The sequence below is a fragment of the Mesorhizobium sp. M0136 genome (assembly GCF_040322515.1).
Classification (GTDB): Bacteria; Pseudomonadota; Alphaproteobacteria; order Rhizobiales; family Rhizobiaceae; genus Mesorhizobium.
Map to the genome: position 1 here is coordinate 39,592 of NZ_JAMYTP010000024.1, position 15,834 is coordinate 55,425.

Consider the following 15,834-nt stretch of genomic DNA (forward strand, 5'->3'; position numbering starts at 1 on the left):
GCTGGGCCAAAGCCGTGCATTTGTCCTGTGCTCAAGTCACTTCCATGTGTTTTTACACCCATGTGTTTTTACACCGAAGTGATGCGGGCCATGGTTGGCTAATTGTTAAGAAGCCAACTCTAGAGTGCGGGCGAGACCGCCCGGTGGGTTGAATTGTAGCAAGAATGTCTGGACCATCCATGAGAACCAGCCGCCGTTTTTTCCTTTCAGGAGCCTCCGCGCTCGCAGCCGCAATGGTCGCCGGCCGCGCCAGTGCACAGGATGTGATCGGGGATATCCTGAAATCCTCGGCGCGTGGCAATTGGGACGACCAATTCGATGCGCGTGCCAGCGAAGGCGGCAAGGTTGCCTCGACGCTGCCGATCTTCAGCCTGCAGACGGTGTCCTTCACCGAGCAGGCGATCATGCAGTATCAGAATATCGTCGCGCAAGGCGGCTGGGAGCAGGTTCCAGACACCAAGAAGCTGCAGCTTGGCGTCGAGGATCCCGATGTGGTGCCGCTGCGCAGGCGCTTGATGATATCGGGCGATCTGGCGCAGAGCGCCGGGCTCTCGGAAGCGTTCGATTCTTATGTCGACTCGGCGCTCAAGCGCTTCCAGTTGCGTCACGGCTTGCCGGCCGACGGAACCACCGGCAAATATACTTTCGCGGCAATGAACGTGTCGGCGCCGGTTCGGCTTGGTCAGCTGCAGACCAATCTGCAACGGCTGCGTGAGCGGGCCGGCACGCTTGGCAACCGCTATGTGCTGGTTGACATCCCGGCGGCGCAGATCGAGGCTGTCGAGAACGACCGCGTTGTGCTGCGCCACACCGCAATCGTCGGCAAGATCGATCGCCAGACGCCGATCGTCAATTCCAAGATCAACGAAATCATCGTCAATCCGTACTGGAACGCGCCGGTCTCTATCGTGCGCAAGGACATCATTCCGCTGATGCGGAAGGACCCCAACTATCTCAAGGATAGCCATATCCGCCTGTTCGCGCCGGACGGCAGCGAGGTCGACCCAATGACGGTCGACTGGTCGACCGACGATGCCGAAAAATATCGCTTCCGCCAGGATCCCGGTTCCGGCAACGCGATGGCCTCGGTCAAGATCAATTTCCCCAGCCCGGACGGCGTCTACATGCACGACACGCCGCAGCAGAGCCTGTTCGGCAAGCTGATGCGCTTCGATTCCTCTGGCTGCGTGCGCGTTCAGAACGTGCGCGACCTCGTCACCTGGATTCTGCGCGACACACCGGGCTGGGATCGCCAGCATTTCGAGGCGGCGATCAAGACCGGGGAGAACATGCCGGTGCAGGTTACCAATCCGGTGCCGGTTTATTTTCTCTACGTCTCGGCCTGGTCGACAGGGCCGGGCGTGGTCCAGTTCCGTGACGACATTTACGGCCTCGACGGAGCCAACGAGCTGCAGATCACATCCGCGCTCTAAGCAGCTGAGTTCATTTGCAAAAGGCCGCCGGAAGGGCGGCCTTTTTCGTTGCCGGGTCTTTCGCGATAAGCTTTGCTGGGCCGATCGCCGCATGGGGCTGCGCTTCCTGTGGATCTGGGTCGGCGACATCGCGAGGGGCGTCTCGGCGCGATTACACAAGCGCAAGGCCGAGCCGTTCGGGCTGCGCGTCCGGATCGCCAGCTCTGTTGCCGGCGTGCGCGGCGCCATCACGCCGGCCAGATCAACGACCATACGATGCAGGCGCTGTTCACCGAGATCACGCTCACCGAAGCCTGCCGGCCCTTCAGCAGGGCAAGGAAATAGAGGCCGCCAGTCTCTCTGGCGCAATCCGGCCAGCAAATTTCGCGCTCCAAACGTGGCGGGCCGAAAGCAACTGTGTTAATGGCGCGACAGACCCCGAACCTTGAGGAGTTCAGCCCATGGCAACAGCAGCGGCAGTGTCGAACAAATTCGAATCCTTCTTCGAAACCACGCTTGCCGATGCCGATCCCGAGATTTTCGGCGCGATCCGAAACGAACTCGGTCGCCAGCGCCACGAGATCGAGCTGATTGCCTCGGAAAACATCGTCTCGCGCGCCGTGCTCGAGGCGCAGGGGTCGATCATGACCAACAAATATGCCGAGGGCTATCCAGGCAAACGCTACTATGGCGGCTGCCAGTTTGTCGATGTCGCCGAGGAACTGGCCATCGAACGCGCGAAAAAGCTGTTCGGCTGCAACTTCGCCAACGTCCAGCCGAATTCCGGCAGCCAGATGAACCAGGCGGTGTTCCTGGCGCTGCTGCAGCCCGGCGACACCTTCATGGGTCTCGACCTCAATTCCGGCGGGCACCTGACGCATGGCTCGCCGGTCAATATGAGCGGCAAATGGTTCAAGGTCGTCTCCTATGGCGTGCGCCGGGACGATCATCTGCTCGATATGGACGCGATCGAGAAGACCGCCCATGAGACCAGGCCGAAGCTGATCCTGGCCGGCGGCACAGCCTATTCACGTGTCTGGGACTGGAAGCGTTTTCGCGAGATCGCCGATTCGGTCGGCGCCTATCTGATGGTCGATATGGCTCATATCGCCGGACTGGTCGCCGGTGGCATGCATCCGTCGCCGCTGCCGCATGCCCATGTGGTCACCACCACGACGCACAAGTCGCTGCGCGGCCCGCGTGGCGGCATGATCCTGTGCAATGACGAGGACATTGCCAAGAAGATGAATTCGGCCGTCTTCCCCGGCCTGCAGGGCGGACCGCTGATGCATGTCATCGCCGCCAAGGCCGTGGCCCTGGGAGAGGCGCTGAAGCCAAGCTTCAAGGTCTATGCAGAGAGCGTTGTCGCCAATGCCAAGGCGCTAGCCTCCAGCCTGCAGGAAACCGGGCTCGACATCGTCTCCGGCGGCACTGACAACCATCTGATGTTGGTCGACCTGCGCCCCAAGAACGCCACCGGGAAGCGCGCCGAGGCTGCCCTTGGCCGCGCCAACATCACCTGCAACAAGAACGGCATCCCCTTCGACCCGGAAAAGCCTTTCGTCACCTCGGGCGTTCGGCTTGGCACGCCGGCTGGCACCACGCGCGGCTTCGGCCAGGCTGAGTTCCGCGAGATCGGCAAGCTGATCGCCGAGGTGCTGGATGGACTGAAAGTCGCCAATTCCGACGATGGCAATGCGGCCGTCGAGGCAGTTGTGAAGACCAAGGTGGCGGCATTGACGGATCGTTTTCCGCTTTACCCGTACCTTGGTTGACCACGCCGAGTGTCCTCCATGTGTGCGACAATCCCGGTGCGACAGCAAGGCACTTGCGAAGAAGCTCAATGATGCAAACTTTCCGTTTCGCCGGCTTTGGCGCCTTGCTGGCATCGGCCATTTTGCAGCTGTCCGACCTCGCCTTGGCGCAGACCGAGCCGACGCCGGCAGCGCCCAAGACAGAGACCTTCGGCAGGTGGTCCACCACGATGGACGAGGTCAACACCGGTGAGGATGTGCGCAAGACCTGCGCCGCCTCGACCGTCTTTTTCGACGCTAACGGGACCAGCGGCACCCTTACGCTGGCCATCTCGAATGGCGACGTACTGCCACCGGCAGGCTATCCGAGCCTCATCATCGCCGTGAGAAACAGTGACTTGCCCAAAGGTGACAACGTCCCGGCGGTGTTTCGCGACGTTAACGACAAGATCAAGGCTGGTTTTCATCCTATCGCCGACGGACAGTGGATGATGGACAACAAGCCCGAGACCACGCTTGCCATACTGCGTGCCATGCGCCGTACGAGCGCCCTCGATGTCAGCTTCGCCGACAAGCCGGTCGCGACCATATCGATGGACGGCTTCACCAAAGCCTATCGCTATCTCGGCACGTCCTGCGGCTTCCCGACCGGCGACGTCGCTCCCTGATTGGCGTATTGCCGTCCAACTGATTGCCACTCTCGCAATTTTCCTCGTCCCTCTCTATCTCTGAGGCGCGATCGGTCATCGGCCATACTTTGCCATCGTGGCAAAAACCTCTAAGCCTTTCGCTCCACGAGAATCGCGAACCGAAGGCCCTCCATGCGCTGTCCCTACTGTCAGTCCGAAGATACGCAGGTGAAGGATTCACGCCCCGCCGAAGACGGCGCGGCGATCCGCAGGCGGCGCGTCTGCCCGGATTGCGGCGGCCGTTTTACCACGTTCGAGCGGGTACAGCTGCGCGATCTCGTCGTCGTGAAGAAGTCTGGACGCAAGGTGCCGTTCGACCGCGACAAGCTGCTGCGCTCGGTCGAGATCGCGGTACGCAAGCGCAATGTCGATCCCGAGCGCATCGACCGGGCCGTGACCGGCATCGTGCGCCAGCTCGAAAGCTCGGGCGAGACCGAAGTGGCTTCTGGCGAAGTCGGCCGGCTGGTCATGGAGGCGCTTAAGTCGCTCGATGATGTCGCCTATGTGCGCTTTGCCTCCGTCTACCGCAATTTCCGCGAGGCCAAGGATTTCCACGACGTATTGGGCGAACTCAAAGGCGACGAGCTCAAAACCGACGAGCCCAGGGGCGAAGAGCTGAAGAGCGAAGAGGACGCCAGCTGAGCATGGCAGGGTCCGAACGCAGCACGGCTGAGCAAGAGCTCCTCGATCGCCGCTATATGGCGGCAGCCCTCAGGCTGTCGCGCAAGAATGCCGGCCGGACCTCGACCAATCCTTCCGTCGGCACGCTGATCGTACGGGATGACGGCAACGGGCCGATGATCGTCGGCAGCGGCGTCACCGCCGTCGGCGGCCGGCCGCATGCCGAGACCGAGGCTTTGGCAGAGGCCGGCGAACTGGCGCGCGGCGCCACCGCCTATGTAACGCTGGAGCCCTGCGCCCATCACGGCCGCACGCCGCCTTGCGCCAATGCCCTGGTCAGTGCCGGCGTGGCGCGTGTGGTCGGCGCTGCCAGCGATCCGGACCCGCGTGTTTCCGGCAAGGGCTATGCAATCTTGCGTGCCGCTGGGGTCGAAGTGGTGGAAAAAGTGCTGGCGGCCGATGCCGCGGAGCAGATGGCCGGCTATTTGATTCGATCTCTGAAAAAACGCCCGGAAGTGATCCTGAAGCTTGCGCTTTCAAGCGACAACAAGATCGGCGTGAGAGGCGAGGGACAGGTCTCCATCACCGGCGATATCGCCCGGCGCGAAGTCTATCTGACGCGCGCCGAAGCCGATGGCATATTGATCGGCATCGGCACGGCACTGGAGGACGATCCGGCGCTGACGGTTAGGCTTCCGGGACTGGAGAGCCGTTCGCCGGCGCGCATCGTGCTCGACCGCCAGATCAGGCTACCCGAGACTTCGAAACTGGTCGCCGGCGTCGACCGTGTGCCGCTCTATATCGCTGCCTGCGCCGAGGCCGATCCGCACCGGCGCGCCGCGCTTGAACGCGCCGGCGTTCGCTTTATCGGCACTGAGACGTATGAAGGCGATATTGCGCTGCCGGAACTGCTCGAGGATCTGGCGGCGCTCGGCATGGCCAGTCTCCTGGTCGAGGGCGGGGCCAGGGTGGCCAAGGCGTTCCTCGACGAACAACTGGTCGATCGTATCGTGCTGTTTCAGGGGCCGGACGCGATCGGCGAGGGCGGCATTGTATCGCCAATCGATGCCAACAATATCCCGCCGGGATTTCGCAAATTGCGCAACATGCGTTTCGGCGAAGACACATATGCGGAATGGATAAGAGACATCTAGGACCGAACTGATGTTCACGGGGCCAAACTAATGTTCACCGGAATCGTCACCGATGTCGGCACCGTCGTTGCCGTGAAGCCGCTCAGGGAAGGCGTCGGTTTGCGTATCGACACCGCCTACGATCCGCAGACCATTGCCATCGGCGCCTCGATTTCCTGTGGCGGCGTCTGTCTGACGGTAACGGGACTGCCGGAAGACGGCGCCAACGCACGGTGGTTCGAGGTCGAGGCCTGGGAAGAAGCACTCAGACTGACGACAGCTATGGCCTGGAAATCCGGCACGAGGATCAATCTGGAGCGGGCGCTGAAGATCGGCGACGAACTCGGTGGCCACATTGTATCAGGCCATGTCGACGGCATGGCCGAGATCGTGGCCCGCAAGGAAGAGGGTGACGCCGTGCGCTTTACCCTGGAAGCACCGCGCGGGCTTGCCAAATTCATCGCCCCCAAGGGTTCCGTCGCACTCGACGGCACTTCGCTCACCGTCAACAAGGTCGAAGGCACCCGCTTCGACGTGCTGTTGATCCATCATTCGCTGACCGTCACCACCTGGGGCGAACGCCAGGTCGGCGACTGGGTCAATCTCGAGATCGACACCATGGCCCGCTACGCCGCGCGGCTGATGGAGGCGGCGAAGGAGGGGCTTTGAGGCGCTCGTCCATAAAGCCCATTCCCTGATGCGATCGCCACCGGGTTGGCCCTGAAAGTTCCTTCGGCAATCTTCCGCTTGCGATCAAACCGGCTTCGGCCTAAGTCACCGGCGATCCCCGGAGACATCTATGGCAGGCACATCCCAACACGGCAAAGCGTTCACCCGTCCGAAGAAGAAGGCGCACCTTCTTGTCATCGAGGCGCGCTTTCACGACGACCTTGCCGACGCGCTGCTCGAAGGCGCGACCAGCGCGCTCGACGAAGCGGGCGCGACATACGATGTCGTCACCGTTCCTGGCTCGCTCGAAATCCCCGCCGTGATTTCCTTCGCGCTCGACGGTGCCTCCGAAGGCGGGACGAACTATGACGGTTTCGTCGCCCTCGGCACAGTCATCCGCGGCGACACCTATCATTTCGAGATCGTCGCCAATGAATCCAGCCGTGCCCTGATGGACCTGTCCGTGCAGGATTCGGTCTGTATCGGCAACGGCATCCTGACCACCGAAAACGACGAACAGGCGTGGACACGGGCCAGGCGTTCGGAAGGCGACAAGGGCGGCTTTGCGGCGCGTGCGGCGCTGACCATGATCGCTCTAAAGGAACAGCTGGGAGAGCGAACGTGAGCGAACCCGCTTCGCCCGGCCAGCCTGCGGTTCGCCATGCCAACAAGCGCGGTGCAGCCCGTCTGGCCGCTGTACAGGCGCTCTATCAGATGGACGTCGCCGGCAGCGGCGTGTTTGAGATCACCGCCGAGTACGAGGCGTTCAGGCTCGGCAAGGAAGTCGACGGCGCGCTCTATCGCGAAGCCGATGCGCAATGGTTTCGCGCCATTCTTGCAGGCGTCGTCGAGCACCAGAAGACCATCGATCCGATCATCCGACAGGCACTGACCGAGGACTGGCCTCTGTCGAGGCTCGATTCAACATTGCGCGCCATATTGCGCGCCGGCGTCTACGAGCTGATGCAGCGCGAGGACGTGCCGGTGGCGGTCATCGTCTCCGAATATGTCGACATCGCCAAGGCATTTTACGAGGAAGACGAGCCGAAACTGGTCAATGCCGTGCTTGATCGCGTGTCGCGCCGGGTGCGTGGCGAGGGCCGGGGGAAGGACGCCTCATGACTGCCGTCGTCGCCGTTGTGGCGGGCAAGGAAGCGCGTCGCACCGCCATCATCCTCGCAGCCTCGCAGGCGATCATCGGCTCGGCCGCACCCATCGCCATTTCCATGGGCGGATTGGCCGGGCAGTATCTGCTCGACGCTGACAAGTCGCTGGCAACCGCGCCGATCACCGGCTTCAATGTCGGCGTGGCACTCGGTTCCCTGCCGGCCGCGGCGATCATCCGCCGGCTCGGCCAGCGCGACGGCTTCATGACCGGAACGGCGGTGACAGCGCTTGGCGGCCTGATCGCCACGCTGGCGCTATTTCATCCCAGCTTCTGGCTGTTCGCTTTCGGCTTGGCCGTGATCGGGATCGGGGGCGCCTTCGTCCAGCAATTCCGCTTTGCCGCCGCCGACAATGCTCCGCCTGAATTCAAGGCGCGTGCCATCTCCTTCGTGCTGGCCGGCGGCATCGTCACCGCCATACTCGGGCCGCAGATCGTCATCTTCACCGGCGATCTGTTCTCGCCGGTGAAGTTTGCCGGCTCGTTTGCGTCCATCCTGGTGCTGGCGGCGGTCGGCGCCGCCATTCTCTCTTTGTTGCGTATCCCAGCCAAGGCAACCGAGAAGGTGGAAATTTCCGACAGCGACGCCAGGCCGCTCTCAGAAATCGTCACCAGGCCACGCTTCGTCGCGGCGTTGTTTTGCGCCATCGGCAGCTACGCACTGATGAGCTTCGTGATGACCGGCGCGCCGCTGGCCATGGTCGGCTGCGGCCTTTCGACCGACGACGCCACGCTCGGCATTTCCTGGCACGTCATGGCGATGTTCGCGCCGAGCTTCTTCACGGGGTCGCTGATCCATCGTTTTGGCGCGGAACGGATCGTGGCTATCGGCCTGGTACTGCTCATTGGCTGCGGCATAGTCGCGCTGTCGGGGTTGGCACTGTGGCAGTTCTGGACGACGCTGATCCTGCTCGGCCTTGGCTGGAACTTCAGCTTCATCGGTGCCACCGCCATGGTGGCCGACAGCTACCAGCCATCCGAAAAAGGCAAGGTCCAGGGGTTCCACGATTTCGTCCTGTTCGGCTCCGTCGCCTTCGCCTCGCTGATGTCGGGCGCGGTCTACAATGCCTGGGGCTGGGAGATGCTGAACTGGATGATTTTCCCGGTCGTCGCGCTGTGCTTCGTGGCACTGGGCGTGTTGAAGATGACGGGCTTGCGGACGGCCAACTGACGTCACGCTGTCGGGACGTCGCGGCAGCGGATTCACTCACATCCGAACAAAATTATTGCGCCCATCCCCCCTCTTATGAAACCGTGTACCCCGACGGGGCATCGAAGCCATGCTCATATGCGGCAGCCGTATTCCGGTTCACAGCAAGGGATTTGTGAGATGTTTTCAATCAAGGTTCTGGCCGGCGCTGTACTAGCGCTCGGAATTACGTTTGCCTCGGCGAGTGCCCAGGTGGTGGTGTCGTCGAAGATCGACACCGAGGGCGGCGTGCTCGGCAATATCATCCAACTGGTGCTGAACGCCAATAATGTCCAGACCACCGACCGTATCCAGCTCGGCGGCACGCCCGTGGTCCGCAAGGCGATTGCAGCCGGCGAGATCGACATCTATCCGGAATACACCGGCAACGCCGCCTTCTTCTTCGAGAAGGCCGACGATCCGGTGTGGAAAGACGCCGCCAAGGCCTACGAGACTGCCAAGAAGCTCGACTACGACGCCAACAAGATCGTCTGGCTGTCACCGTCACCGGCCAACAACACCTGGGCGATCGCCCTGCGCAAGGAGGTCGCCGATACCAATAAGCTCGTCACCCTTTCCGACTTCGGCAAATATGTCTCGGGCGGCGGCAAGGTGGTGCTGGCGGCCTCCGCCGAGTTCGTCAATTCGGCGGCCGCGCTGCCCGCTTTCCAGAAGACCTATGGCTTCACGCTGAAGCCGGACCAGTTGATCACGCTGTCGGGCGGCGATACGGCGGCGACCATTGCCGCTGCGGCCAACCAGACCAACGGCGCCAACGCCGCCATGGTCTACGGCACCGACGGCGGCATCGCGCCCTCCGGCCTCGTCGTGCTTGAAGACGACAAGGGTGTGCAGCCGGTCTACCAGCCAGCGCCGATCATCCGCGAGGCGGTGCTGAAGGAGCATCCCGAAATCGAGACGCTTCTGAAGCCGGTCTTCGCCAAGCTCGATCTCGTTACGCTGCAGGAGTTGAATGGCCGCGTGCAGGTTGGCGGCGAGCCAGTCAAGGGCGTCGCTGAGGACTTTTTGAAAAAGAACGGCTTCCTGAAGTAAGGCGATTTCCGGCGCTCCGCTTCAAGGTGCGCCGGATCGGCCGATGGGGGAGGGCGTGCGCATCCGGTTCGACAAGCTTGGCGTGGTCATCGCGGCGATATCGGCCTATGCGGCTTTCGCGGCGCCATTCGCCACCTTCCGCGCCAATCGCATCGTACCCGGCGAGGCGCGCTCGATCCTCGAATCTTTGCCCGCGGCGGTCGGTCCGCTATTGATGGCGATTGTTGTCGCAGCGGCGCTCATTGCGCTGCTGAAAACGCCGCTTGCTCTGCGCCTCGCCGCCAGTGCGGTGGCACTTGCGGCGCTGGCGCTGCTGATCGGCGTTGCCGGCAGCTTCCTGACGCCCGCCGGCAACACCTTCGCCCGTATCTCGCCGGCTTCGGGCTTCTGGCTGCTTATCTTCGCCTTCACGCTTCTGCTCGCCGACGTGCTCACAAGGCTGAACCTGTCGCCGCAGGCACGGGTCGGCGTGCTTGTTGTCGCCGCAGCGGCGATCGGCCTGCTGCTCGTCTCGGGAAGCTGGAACAGCCTGTCGATCCTCAAGGAATATTTCAATCGCTCCGATAGTTTTTGGGCGGAAGGCTCCAAGCACGTGACGTTGGCGCTGGGTTCGCTGGCGGCTGCGGTGATTATCGGCCTGCCGCTCGGCATCCTCTGCCACCGCGTCGAGAAATTGCGGGCCGGCGTGCTCAACGTGCTGAACATCATCCAGACCATTCCTTCGATCGCGCTGTTCGGCCTCTTGATCGCACCGCTCGGCTGGGTCGCTTCGCATGTGCCGGGTGCTGCCGCGCTCGGCATTCGCGGCATCGGCACAGCGCCGGCTTTCGTCGCCCTGTTCCTCTATTCGCTGCTGCCGGTGGTGGCCAATACCGTGGTCGGCCTTGCCGGTGTGCCGCGTGCCGCCAACGACGCAGCGCGCGGCATGGGCATGACCGACCGCCAGCGGCTGTTCGGCGTCGAGTTTCCGCTCGCCTTCCCGGTGATCCTCACCGGCATCCGCATCGTGCTGGTGCAGAATATCGGCCTCGCCACGATTGCCGCGTTGATCGGCGGCGGCGGCTTTGGCGTGTTCGTGTTCCAGGGCGTCGGTCAGACGGCGATGGACCTGGTGCTGCTCGGCGCCGTGCCGACGGTGGCGCTGGCCTTCGCCGCCGCCATCATCCTCGATGCAGTGATCGAAATGAGCGCCAGCAAGCGCAGGGTTGAAACGGCATGATCGAGATCGAAGGCATCACCAAGCGCTACGGCGAGACGACAGTCGTCAACGACGTGTCGATGGTAATCGAGCCGCGCAGCATCGCCGTCATCGTCGGCACCTCCGGCTCCGGCAAGACGACGCTGCTTCGCATGATCAACCGGCTGGTCGAGCCGACATCGGGCGTGATCAAGCTCGACGGCGTCGACAACCGCTCGGTGCCGGATTATGAGCTGCGCCGCAGCATAGGCTATGCCATCCAGGGCCACGGCCTGTTTCCGCATCGCACGGTGGCGCAGAACATCGCCACTGTGCCGGTATTGCTCGGCTGGGACGCCAACCGCATCAAGGCCCGCGTCGACGAGCTGATGACGCTATACCAGCTCGACCCGCAAGACTACGGGCCACGCTATCCGCACGAGCTTTCCGGCGGCCAGCAGCAGCGCGTCGGCGTCGCTCGGGCGCTTGCCGCGGAACCCAACGTGCTGTTGATGGATGAGCCGTTCGGGGCGCTCGATCCGATTATCCGCAACAAGGCGCAGGAGGATCTGCTGGCAATCCAGAAGCGCTTCGGCACCACCATCATCCTAGTCACCCATGACATGGAAGAGGCCGTTCACATGGGCGACAAGATCGCCGTGATGGACGGCGGCAAAGTGGTGCAATATGCCGAGCCGGCCGAAATACTGGCGAAACCGGCCAGCGCGTTTGTCGAAACCCTGGTAGGTGCCAGCGAAAAACCGTTCCGGCTGTTGTCGCTTGGCCGGGTCCGCGACGCGGTGGAAAACGGCACCGCCGAAGGCGAGGCGATCCCCGGTGACGCCAGCCAGCGCGACGCGCTCGCCGAACTCCTGTGGTCGGGCCGCCCTGCGCTGCCGGTGACAGATACCGACGGCAAGCCGCTTGGCCGCGTCACGGTGGACGGGCTAGTTAAGCGCGCGAGACCGGCATGAAAGAGGCTGGCTTAAAGGCTTGGCTTCCATCACTGCTCAGGCTTGCCCTGGTGGTGCTGCTTATCGCCTTCGTCACCAATCCCGGCTGGTTCGAACCGCTGCTGAAGCCGCTGACAGAGAACAATGCGCCGGTAATCTACAATCAGGGCAGCCTGTTGACGCTGACGCTGCTGCATCTGCGGACCGTGCTGATCGCGACGGTTGCCGCGACGATCGTTGCGGTCGCGCTCGCCATTCTGGTCACCAGGCCGGCCGGCGCCGAATTCCTGCCGCTGTCGCGCAGCCTGGTCAACATAGGCCAGACCTTTCCACCGGTAGCGGTACTGGCGCTTGCCGTGCCGGCGGTCGGCTTCGGCGAAAAGCCGACGCTGATTGCGCTGTTTCTCTATGGCCTGCTGCCGATCTTCGAGAACGCGCTGACCGGCCTGACGACGCTGCCAGCCAACGTCGTCGAGGCGGCGCGTGGCGCCGGCATGACTGGCTGGCAAAAGCTGATCAAGGTCGAGCTGCCGCTCAGCGCGCCGATCATTCTCGGCGGTATCCGGCTGTCGGTGGTGATCAGCCTTGCCACCGCGACCATCGGCTCGACAGTCGCGGCGAGGACATTGGGCGAGGTGATCATCGCCGGCCTGCTGTCGAACAACCTCGCCTTCATCCTGCAGGGCGGCCTGATCGTCGCCGCCCTTGCCGTACTGATCTATGACGGGCTGTCGGCGATCGAGCGCTACACAGCGCGGCGCATGGGACGCGAGGCGGAGTAAGCCTCTCCGAGCGAGCTTCGTTCCTTTCAGCGGCCGATCGAACGCGCCGGATGATCAAGCGTCAGTTCGAGCGCCATACCCGTCCCGCTGGCGATCCAGCGGCGGCGGATGACGGCGAAATCGTGCTGTGTCCCGGCTCCAACCACAGAGACCAAGTCGCCGACAGCGCAATCGCTATCGAGATCGAGGGCTTCGACAGTCCCGGCAATGTCTTGCTTGCCGGCATAATGTCTCGCAATGGCTGTGAGCACGATGATCACTGGGCCACCCGTTGCGCGATCTTCGGGACTCGGCGATTGATGAGTGCGATGCCCCGATCTTGCAGCAGGAGTTCTTGCCATGACCGCGCGTTTCTCCAAGATCGTCATGTGTTTGTGTCTGGCGGCTTTCGCCTTCCTCGTCGCCTTTGGCAACATCACCGATTACGGCTCAAACTTCGCCTTTGTCCAGCATGTGCTGAGCATGGACACGACCTTTCCAGGCAATGCACTGATGTACCGCTCGATCACCAACCCGGCCTTGTGGACGGCAGGCTACTGGCTGATCATCCTTGGCGAGGCGCTGACCTGCCTGCTCTTCCTGATCGCCGCCTGGCAACTCTGGCAGGCGCGCAACGCCAGCGGACAGGCTTTCAACGATGCCAAGAAGTTCGCCATCATTGCCGCCACAATGGGCTTCCTCGTTTGGTATTTCGGTTTCATGGTCGTTGGCGGCGAGTGGTTTGCCATGTGGCAGTCTTCGACATAGAATGGTCAGGAGGCGGCGTTCAAATTCTACATGACCATGCTGGTGGTGCTGGTCTTCGTCGTCCAGCCGGACGGCGACCCGCGCAAAGCTTGACGGCCCTTCGTCGATTTCAATCGACCTTACCGGATGGCGGTGTCGACAGGCGCACTGCCGTCCAGCCTTTTGGGCGAAACCCGAGATCTTTTGGGCGAAAGCCGGACAAGAACCGAACAATATCTTGACGTTCCGAGCCCTGTTTCGCATAAGCCGCTGCGAAGGGACGGATTCCGGTTGCGGAAATTTTCGTCCCCTGTCTCAACGGCCCGGGGAGGGGTTCTTTTGGGCCACCAATCGAGGAAAATTCGGCAATGACCATAATTTCAGCTGTCATCGCCTGCGGTCTGCTTTCAGTCCTTTACGCCATCTGGGCGACACGTTCGGTTCTCGCGGCCGATCAGGGCAATGCACGCATGCAGGAAATTTCCGCGGCCATCCGCGAAGGCGCGCAGGCTTATCTGGCGCGCCAGTACACCACCATCGCCATCGTCGGTGTCGTGGTCCTGCTTCTCGCCTGGTGGCTGCTTTCGATTACCGCCGCCATCGGCTTCCTGATCGGCGCCGTTCTGTCGGGTGCCGCTGGCTTCATCGGCATGCACGTCTCGGTACGGGCCAATGTGCGCACCGCGCAGGCGGCTTCCAACAGCCTCGCTGCCGGCCTCGAGATCGCCTTCAAGTCGGGCGCCATCACTGGCATGCTGGTTGCTGGCCTGGCCCTTCTCGGCGTCTCCATCTACTACCTGATCCTGACCCAGTTCATGGGTCTGCAGCCAAACGATCGCGTCGTCATCGACTCGCTTGTTTCGCTCGGCTTCGGCGCCTCGCTGATCTCGATCTTCGCCCGTCTCGGCGGCGGCATCTTCACCAAGGGAGCCGACGTTGGCGGGGATCTCGTCGGCAAGGTTGAAGCCGGCATTCCCGAAGACGATCCACGCAATCCGGCCACCATTGCCGACAATGTCGGCGACAATGTCGGCGATTGCGCCGGCATGGCGGCCGACCTGTTCGAGACCTATGCAGTGACTGTGGTCGCCACGATGGTCCTGGCCGCCATCTTCTTCGGTGGCACCGCCGTTCTCGGCGCGGCCATGCTCTATCCGCTGGCCATCTGCGGCGCCTGCATCCTCACCTCAATCGTCGGCACCTTCTTCGTCAAGCTTGGTTCCAGCGGCTCGATCATGGGCGCGCTCTACAAGGGCCTGATCGTCACCGGGCTGCTGTCGATTGTCGGCCTTGCCGTAGCCACTTCGGCATGTATCGGCTGGGGGGAGATCGGCACCGTCGCCGGCATGGCTATTACCGGCACGAACCTGTTCATCTGCGGTCTTGTCGGCCTTGCGGTGACCGGCCTCATCGTGGTGATCACCGAATATTATACCGGCACCAACAAGCGTCCGGTGAACTCCATCGCCCAGGCCTCGGTCACCGGTCACGGCACCAACGTCATCCAGGGCCTCGCGGTCTCGCTGGAAGCGACGGCGTTGCCGGCGATCGTCATCGTCGGCGGCATCATCTCGACATACCAGCTTGCCGGCCTCTACGGCACGGCGATCGCGGTGACGACGATGCTCGGCCTCGCCGGCATGATCGTCGCGCTCGATGCCTTCGGCCCGGTTACCGACAATGCCGGGGGCATTGCCGAAATGGCCGGCCTGCCCAAGGAAGTGCGCCAGTCAACCGACGCGCTCGACGCGGTCGGCAACACCACCAAGGCGGTAACCAAGGGCTACGCTATCGGCTCGGCCGGCCTCGGCGCGCTGGTGCTGTTCGCGGCCTACTCTAACGACCTGAAGTTCTTTGCCGCCAGTGGCGACAAATACCCCTACTTCCAGGGCATGGGCGACGTCTCCTTCGACCTCTCCAATCCTTACGTCGTCGCCGGCCTGATCTTCGGCGGCCTGATCCCGTATCTGTTCGGCGGCATCGCCATGACCGCCGTCGGCCGCGCCGCGGGCGCTATCGTCCAGGAGGTGCGCAAGCAGTTCCGCGAGGATCCGGGCATCATGGCCGGCACCTCGAAGCCGAACTATGCGCGCGCCGTCGACCTTCTGACCAAGGCAGCGATCCGGGAGATGATCGTTCCGTCATTGTTGCCGGTGCTGGCGCCGCTGGTCGTCTATTTCGGCGTCCTCCTGATCTCCGGTTCGAAGGCATCCGCCTTTGCCGCCCTCGGTGCCTCGCTGCTCGGCGTCATCGTCAACGGCCTTTTCGTCGCCATCTCGATGACCTCCGGCGGCGGTGCCTGGGACAACGCCAAGAAGTCGTTCGAAGATGGTTTTGTCGACAAGGACGGCGTCAAGCATATGAAGGGCTCCGAAGCGCACAAGGCTTCGGTGACCGGCGATACGGTCGGCGACCCCTACAAGGATACTGCCGGCCCGGCGGTCAACCCGGCGATCAAGATCACCAACATCGTCGCGCTGCTGTTGCTGGCCGTTCTCGCGCACGGCTAAG

The 15,834-nt window shown here is 62.8% G+C and carries 15 protein-coding genes and 1 pseudogene; 15 read left to right on the forward strand and 1 reads right to left on the reverse strand.

Annotated elements, in window-relative coordinates; translation table 11 throughout:
- Positions 1-179: 179 nt before the first annotated feature.
- The 13 genes from NKJ35_RS24905 to NKJ35_RS24965 all read left to right on the forward strand — a co-directional run bounded on the left by NKJ35_RS24905 (position 180) and on the right by NKJ35_RS24965 (position 12,597).
- Positions 180-1,433 (forward strand): L,D-transpeptidase family protein, encoded by a 1,254-nt coding sequence (locus NKJ35_RS24905; RefSeq protein WP_352477160.1) that lies wholly within the window; start codon positions 180-182, stop codon positions 1,431-1,433.
- Between the two features lie 440 nt (positions 1,434-1,873).
- Complete coding sequence (gene glyA / locus NKJ35_RS24910) at positions 1,874-3,187, forward strand: serine hydroxymethyltransferase (RefSeq protein ID WP_352649968.1); 1,314 nt, start codon at positions 1,874-1,876, stop codon at positions 3,185-3,187.
- Positions 3,188-3,255: 68 nt separating this feature from the next.
- Entirely contained in the window at positions 3,256-3,834 is a 579-nt protein-coding gene (locus NKJ35_RS24915; protein ID WP_352649969.1) for a hypothetical protein, read from the forward strand.
- 153 nt (positions 3,835-3,987) lie between these two features.
- Positions 3,988-4,497: a transcriptional regulator NrdR gene (nrdR, locus tag NKJ35_RS24920; protein WP_023674492.1), complete on the forward strand. Its 510-nt coding sequence runs from the start codon at positions 3,988-3,990 to the stop codon at positions 4,495-4,497.
- 2 nt (positions 4,498-4,499) lie between these two features.
- Complete coding sequence (ribD, locus tag NKJ35_RS24925) at positions 4,500-5,630, forward strand: bifunctional diaminohydroxyphosphoribosylaminopyrimidine deaminase/5-amino-6-(5-phosphoribosylamino)uracil reductase RibD (protein ID WP_352649971.1); 1,131 nt, start codon at positions 4,500-4,502, stop codon at positions 5,628-5,630.
- Between the two features lie 30 nt (positions 5,631-5,660).
- Positions 5,661-6,278: a riboflavin synthase gene (locus NKJ35_RS24930; RefSeq protein ID WP_352649973.1), complete on the forward strand. Its 618-nt coding sequence runs from the start codon at positions 5,661-5,663 to the stop codon at positions 6,276-6,278.
- A gap of 130 nt (positions 6,279-6,408) precedes the next feature.
- Complete coding sequence (gene ribH / locus NKJ35_RS24935) at positions 6,409-6,903, forward strand: 6,7-dimethyl-8-ribityllumazine synthase (protein ID WP_352649975.1); 495 nt, start codon at positions 6,409-6,411, stop codon at positions 6,901-6,903.
- Positions 6,900-7,400 (forward strand): transcription antitermination factor NusB, encoded by a 501-nt coding sequence (gene nusB / locus NKJ35_RS24940; RefSeq protein ID WP_352456584.1) that lies wholly within the window; start codon positions 6,900-6,902, stop codon positions 7,398-7,400. The genes ribH and nusB overlap by 4 nt, the downstream gene beginning before the upstream one ends.
- Positions 7,397-8,614: an MFS transporter gene (locus NKJ35_RS24945; protein WP_352649976.1), complete on the forward strand. Its 1,218-nt coding sequence runs from the start codon at positions 7,397-7,399 to the stop codon at positions 8,612-8,614. The genes nusB and NKJ35_RS24945 overlap by 4 nt, the downstream gene beginning before the upstream one ends.
- A gap of 159 nt (positions 8,615-8,773) precedes the next feature.
- Positions 8,774-9,685 carry a glycine betaine ABC transporter substrate-binding protein OsmF gene (gene osmF / locus NKJ35_RS24950; protein WP_352649978.1) on the forward strand — a complete coding sequence of 304 codons (912 nt, stop codon included), beginning with the start codon at positions 8,774-8,776 and terminating at the stop codon, positions 9,683-9,685.
- A 43-nt stretch (positions 9,686-9,728) separates the two neighbouring features.
- Positions 9,729-10,904 (forward strand): ABC transporter permease, encoded by a 1,176-nt coding sequence (locus NKJ35_RS24955; protein WP_352649980.1) that lies wholly within the window; start codon positions 9,729-9,731, stop codon positions 10,902-10,904.
- Positions 10,901-11,836, forward strand: coding sequence for an ABC transporter ATP-binding protein (locus NKJ35_RS24960; RefSeq protein WP_352649982.1), 936 nt, complete (start codon positions 10,901-10,903; stop codon positions 11,834-11,836). The genes NKJ35_RS24955 and NKJ35_RS24960 overlap by 4 nt, the downstream gene beginning before the upstream one ends.
- Positions 11,833-12,597, forward strand: a complete 765-nt coding sequence (locus tag NKJ35_RS24965) for an ABC transporter permease (protein WP_352649984.1) — start codon at positions 11,833-11,835, stop codon at positions 12,595-12,597. The genes NKJ35_RS24960 and NKJ35_RS24965 overlap by 4 nt, the downstream gene beginning before the upstream one ends.
- A 26-nt stretch (positions 12,598-12,623) precedes the next feature.
- Here the strand turns inward: NKJ35_RS24965 and NKJ35_RS24970 are convergent, their stop codons facing one another.
- Positions 12,624-12,857: a hypothetical protein gene (locus tag NKJ35_RS24970; RefSeq protein ID WP_352649985.1), complete on the reverse strand. Its 234-nt coding sequence runs from the start codon at positions 12,855-12,857 to the stop codon at positions 12,624-12,626.
- 79 nt (positions 12,858-12,936) lie between these two features.
- On the opposite strand from NKJ35_RS24970, the pseudogene NKJ35_RS24975 reads away from it, so the two are divergent.
- Positions 12,937-13,437: pseudogene (locus NKJ35_RS24975) on the forward strand (DUF2165 family protein).
- Between the two features lie 254 nt (positions 13,438-13,691).
- Positions 13,692-15,833, forward strand: coding sequence for a sodium-translocating pyrophosphatase (locus NKJ35_RS24980; RefSeq protein ID WP_352649987.1), 2,142 nt, complete (start codon positions 13,692-13,694; stop codon positions 15,831-15,833).
- Position 15,834: the final 1 nt, after the last annotated feature.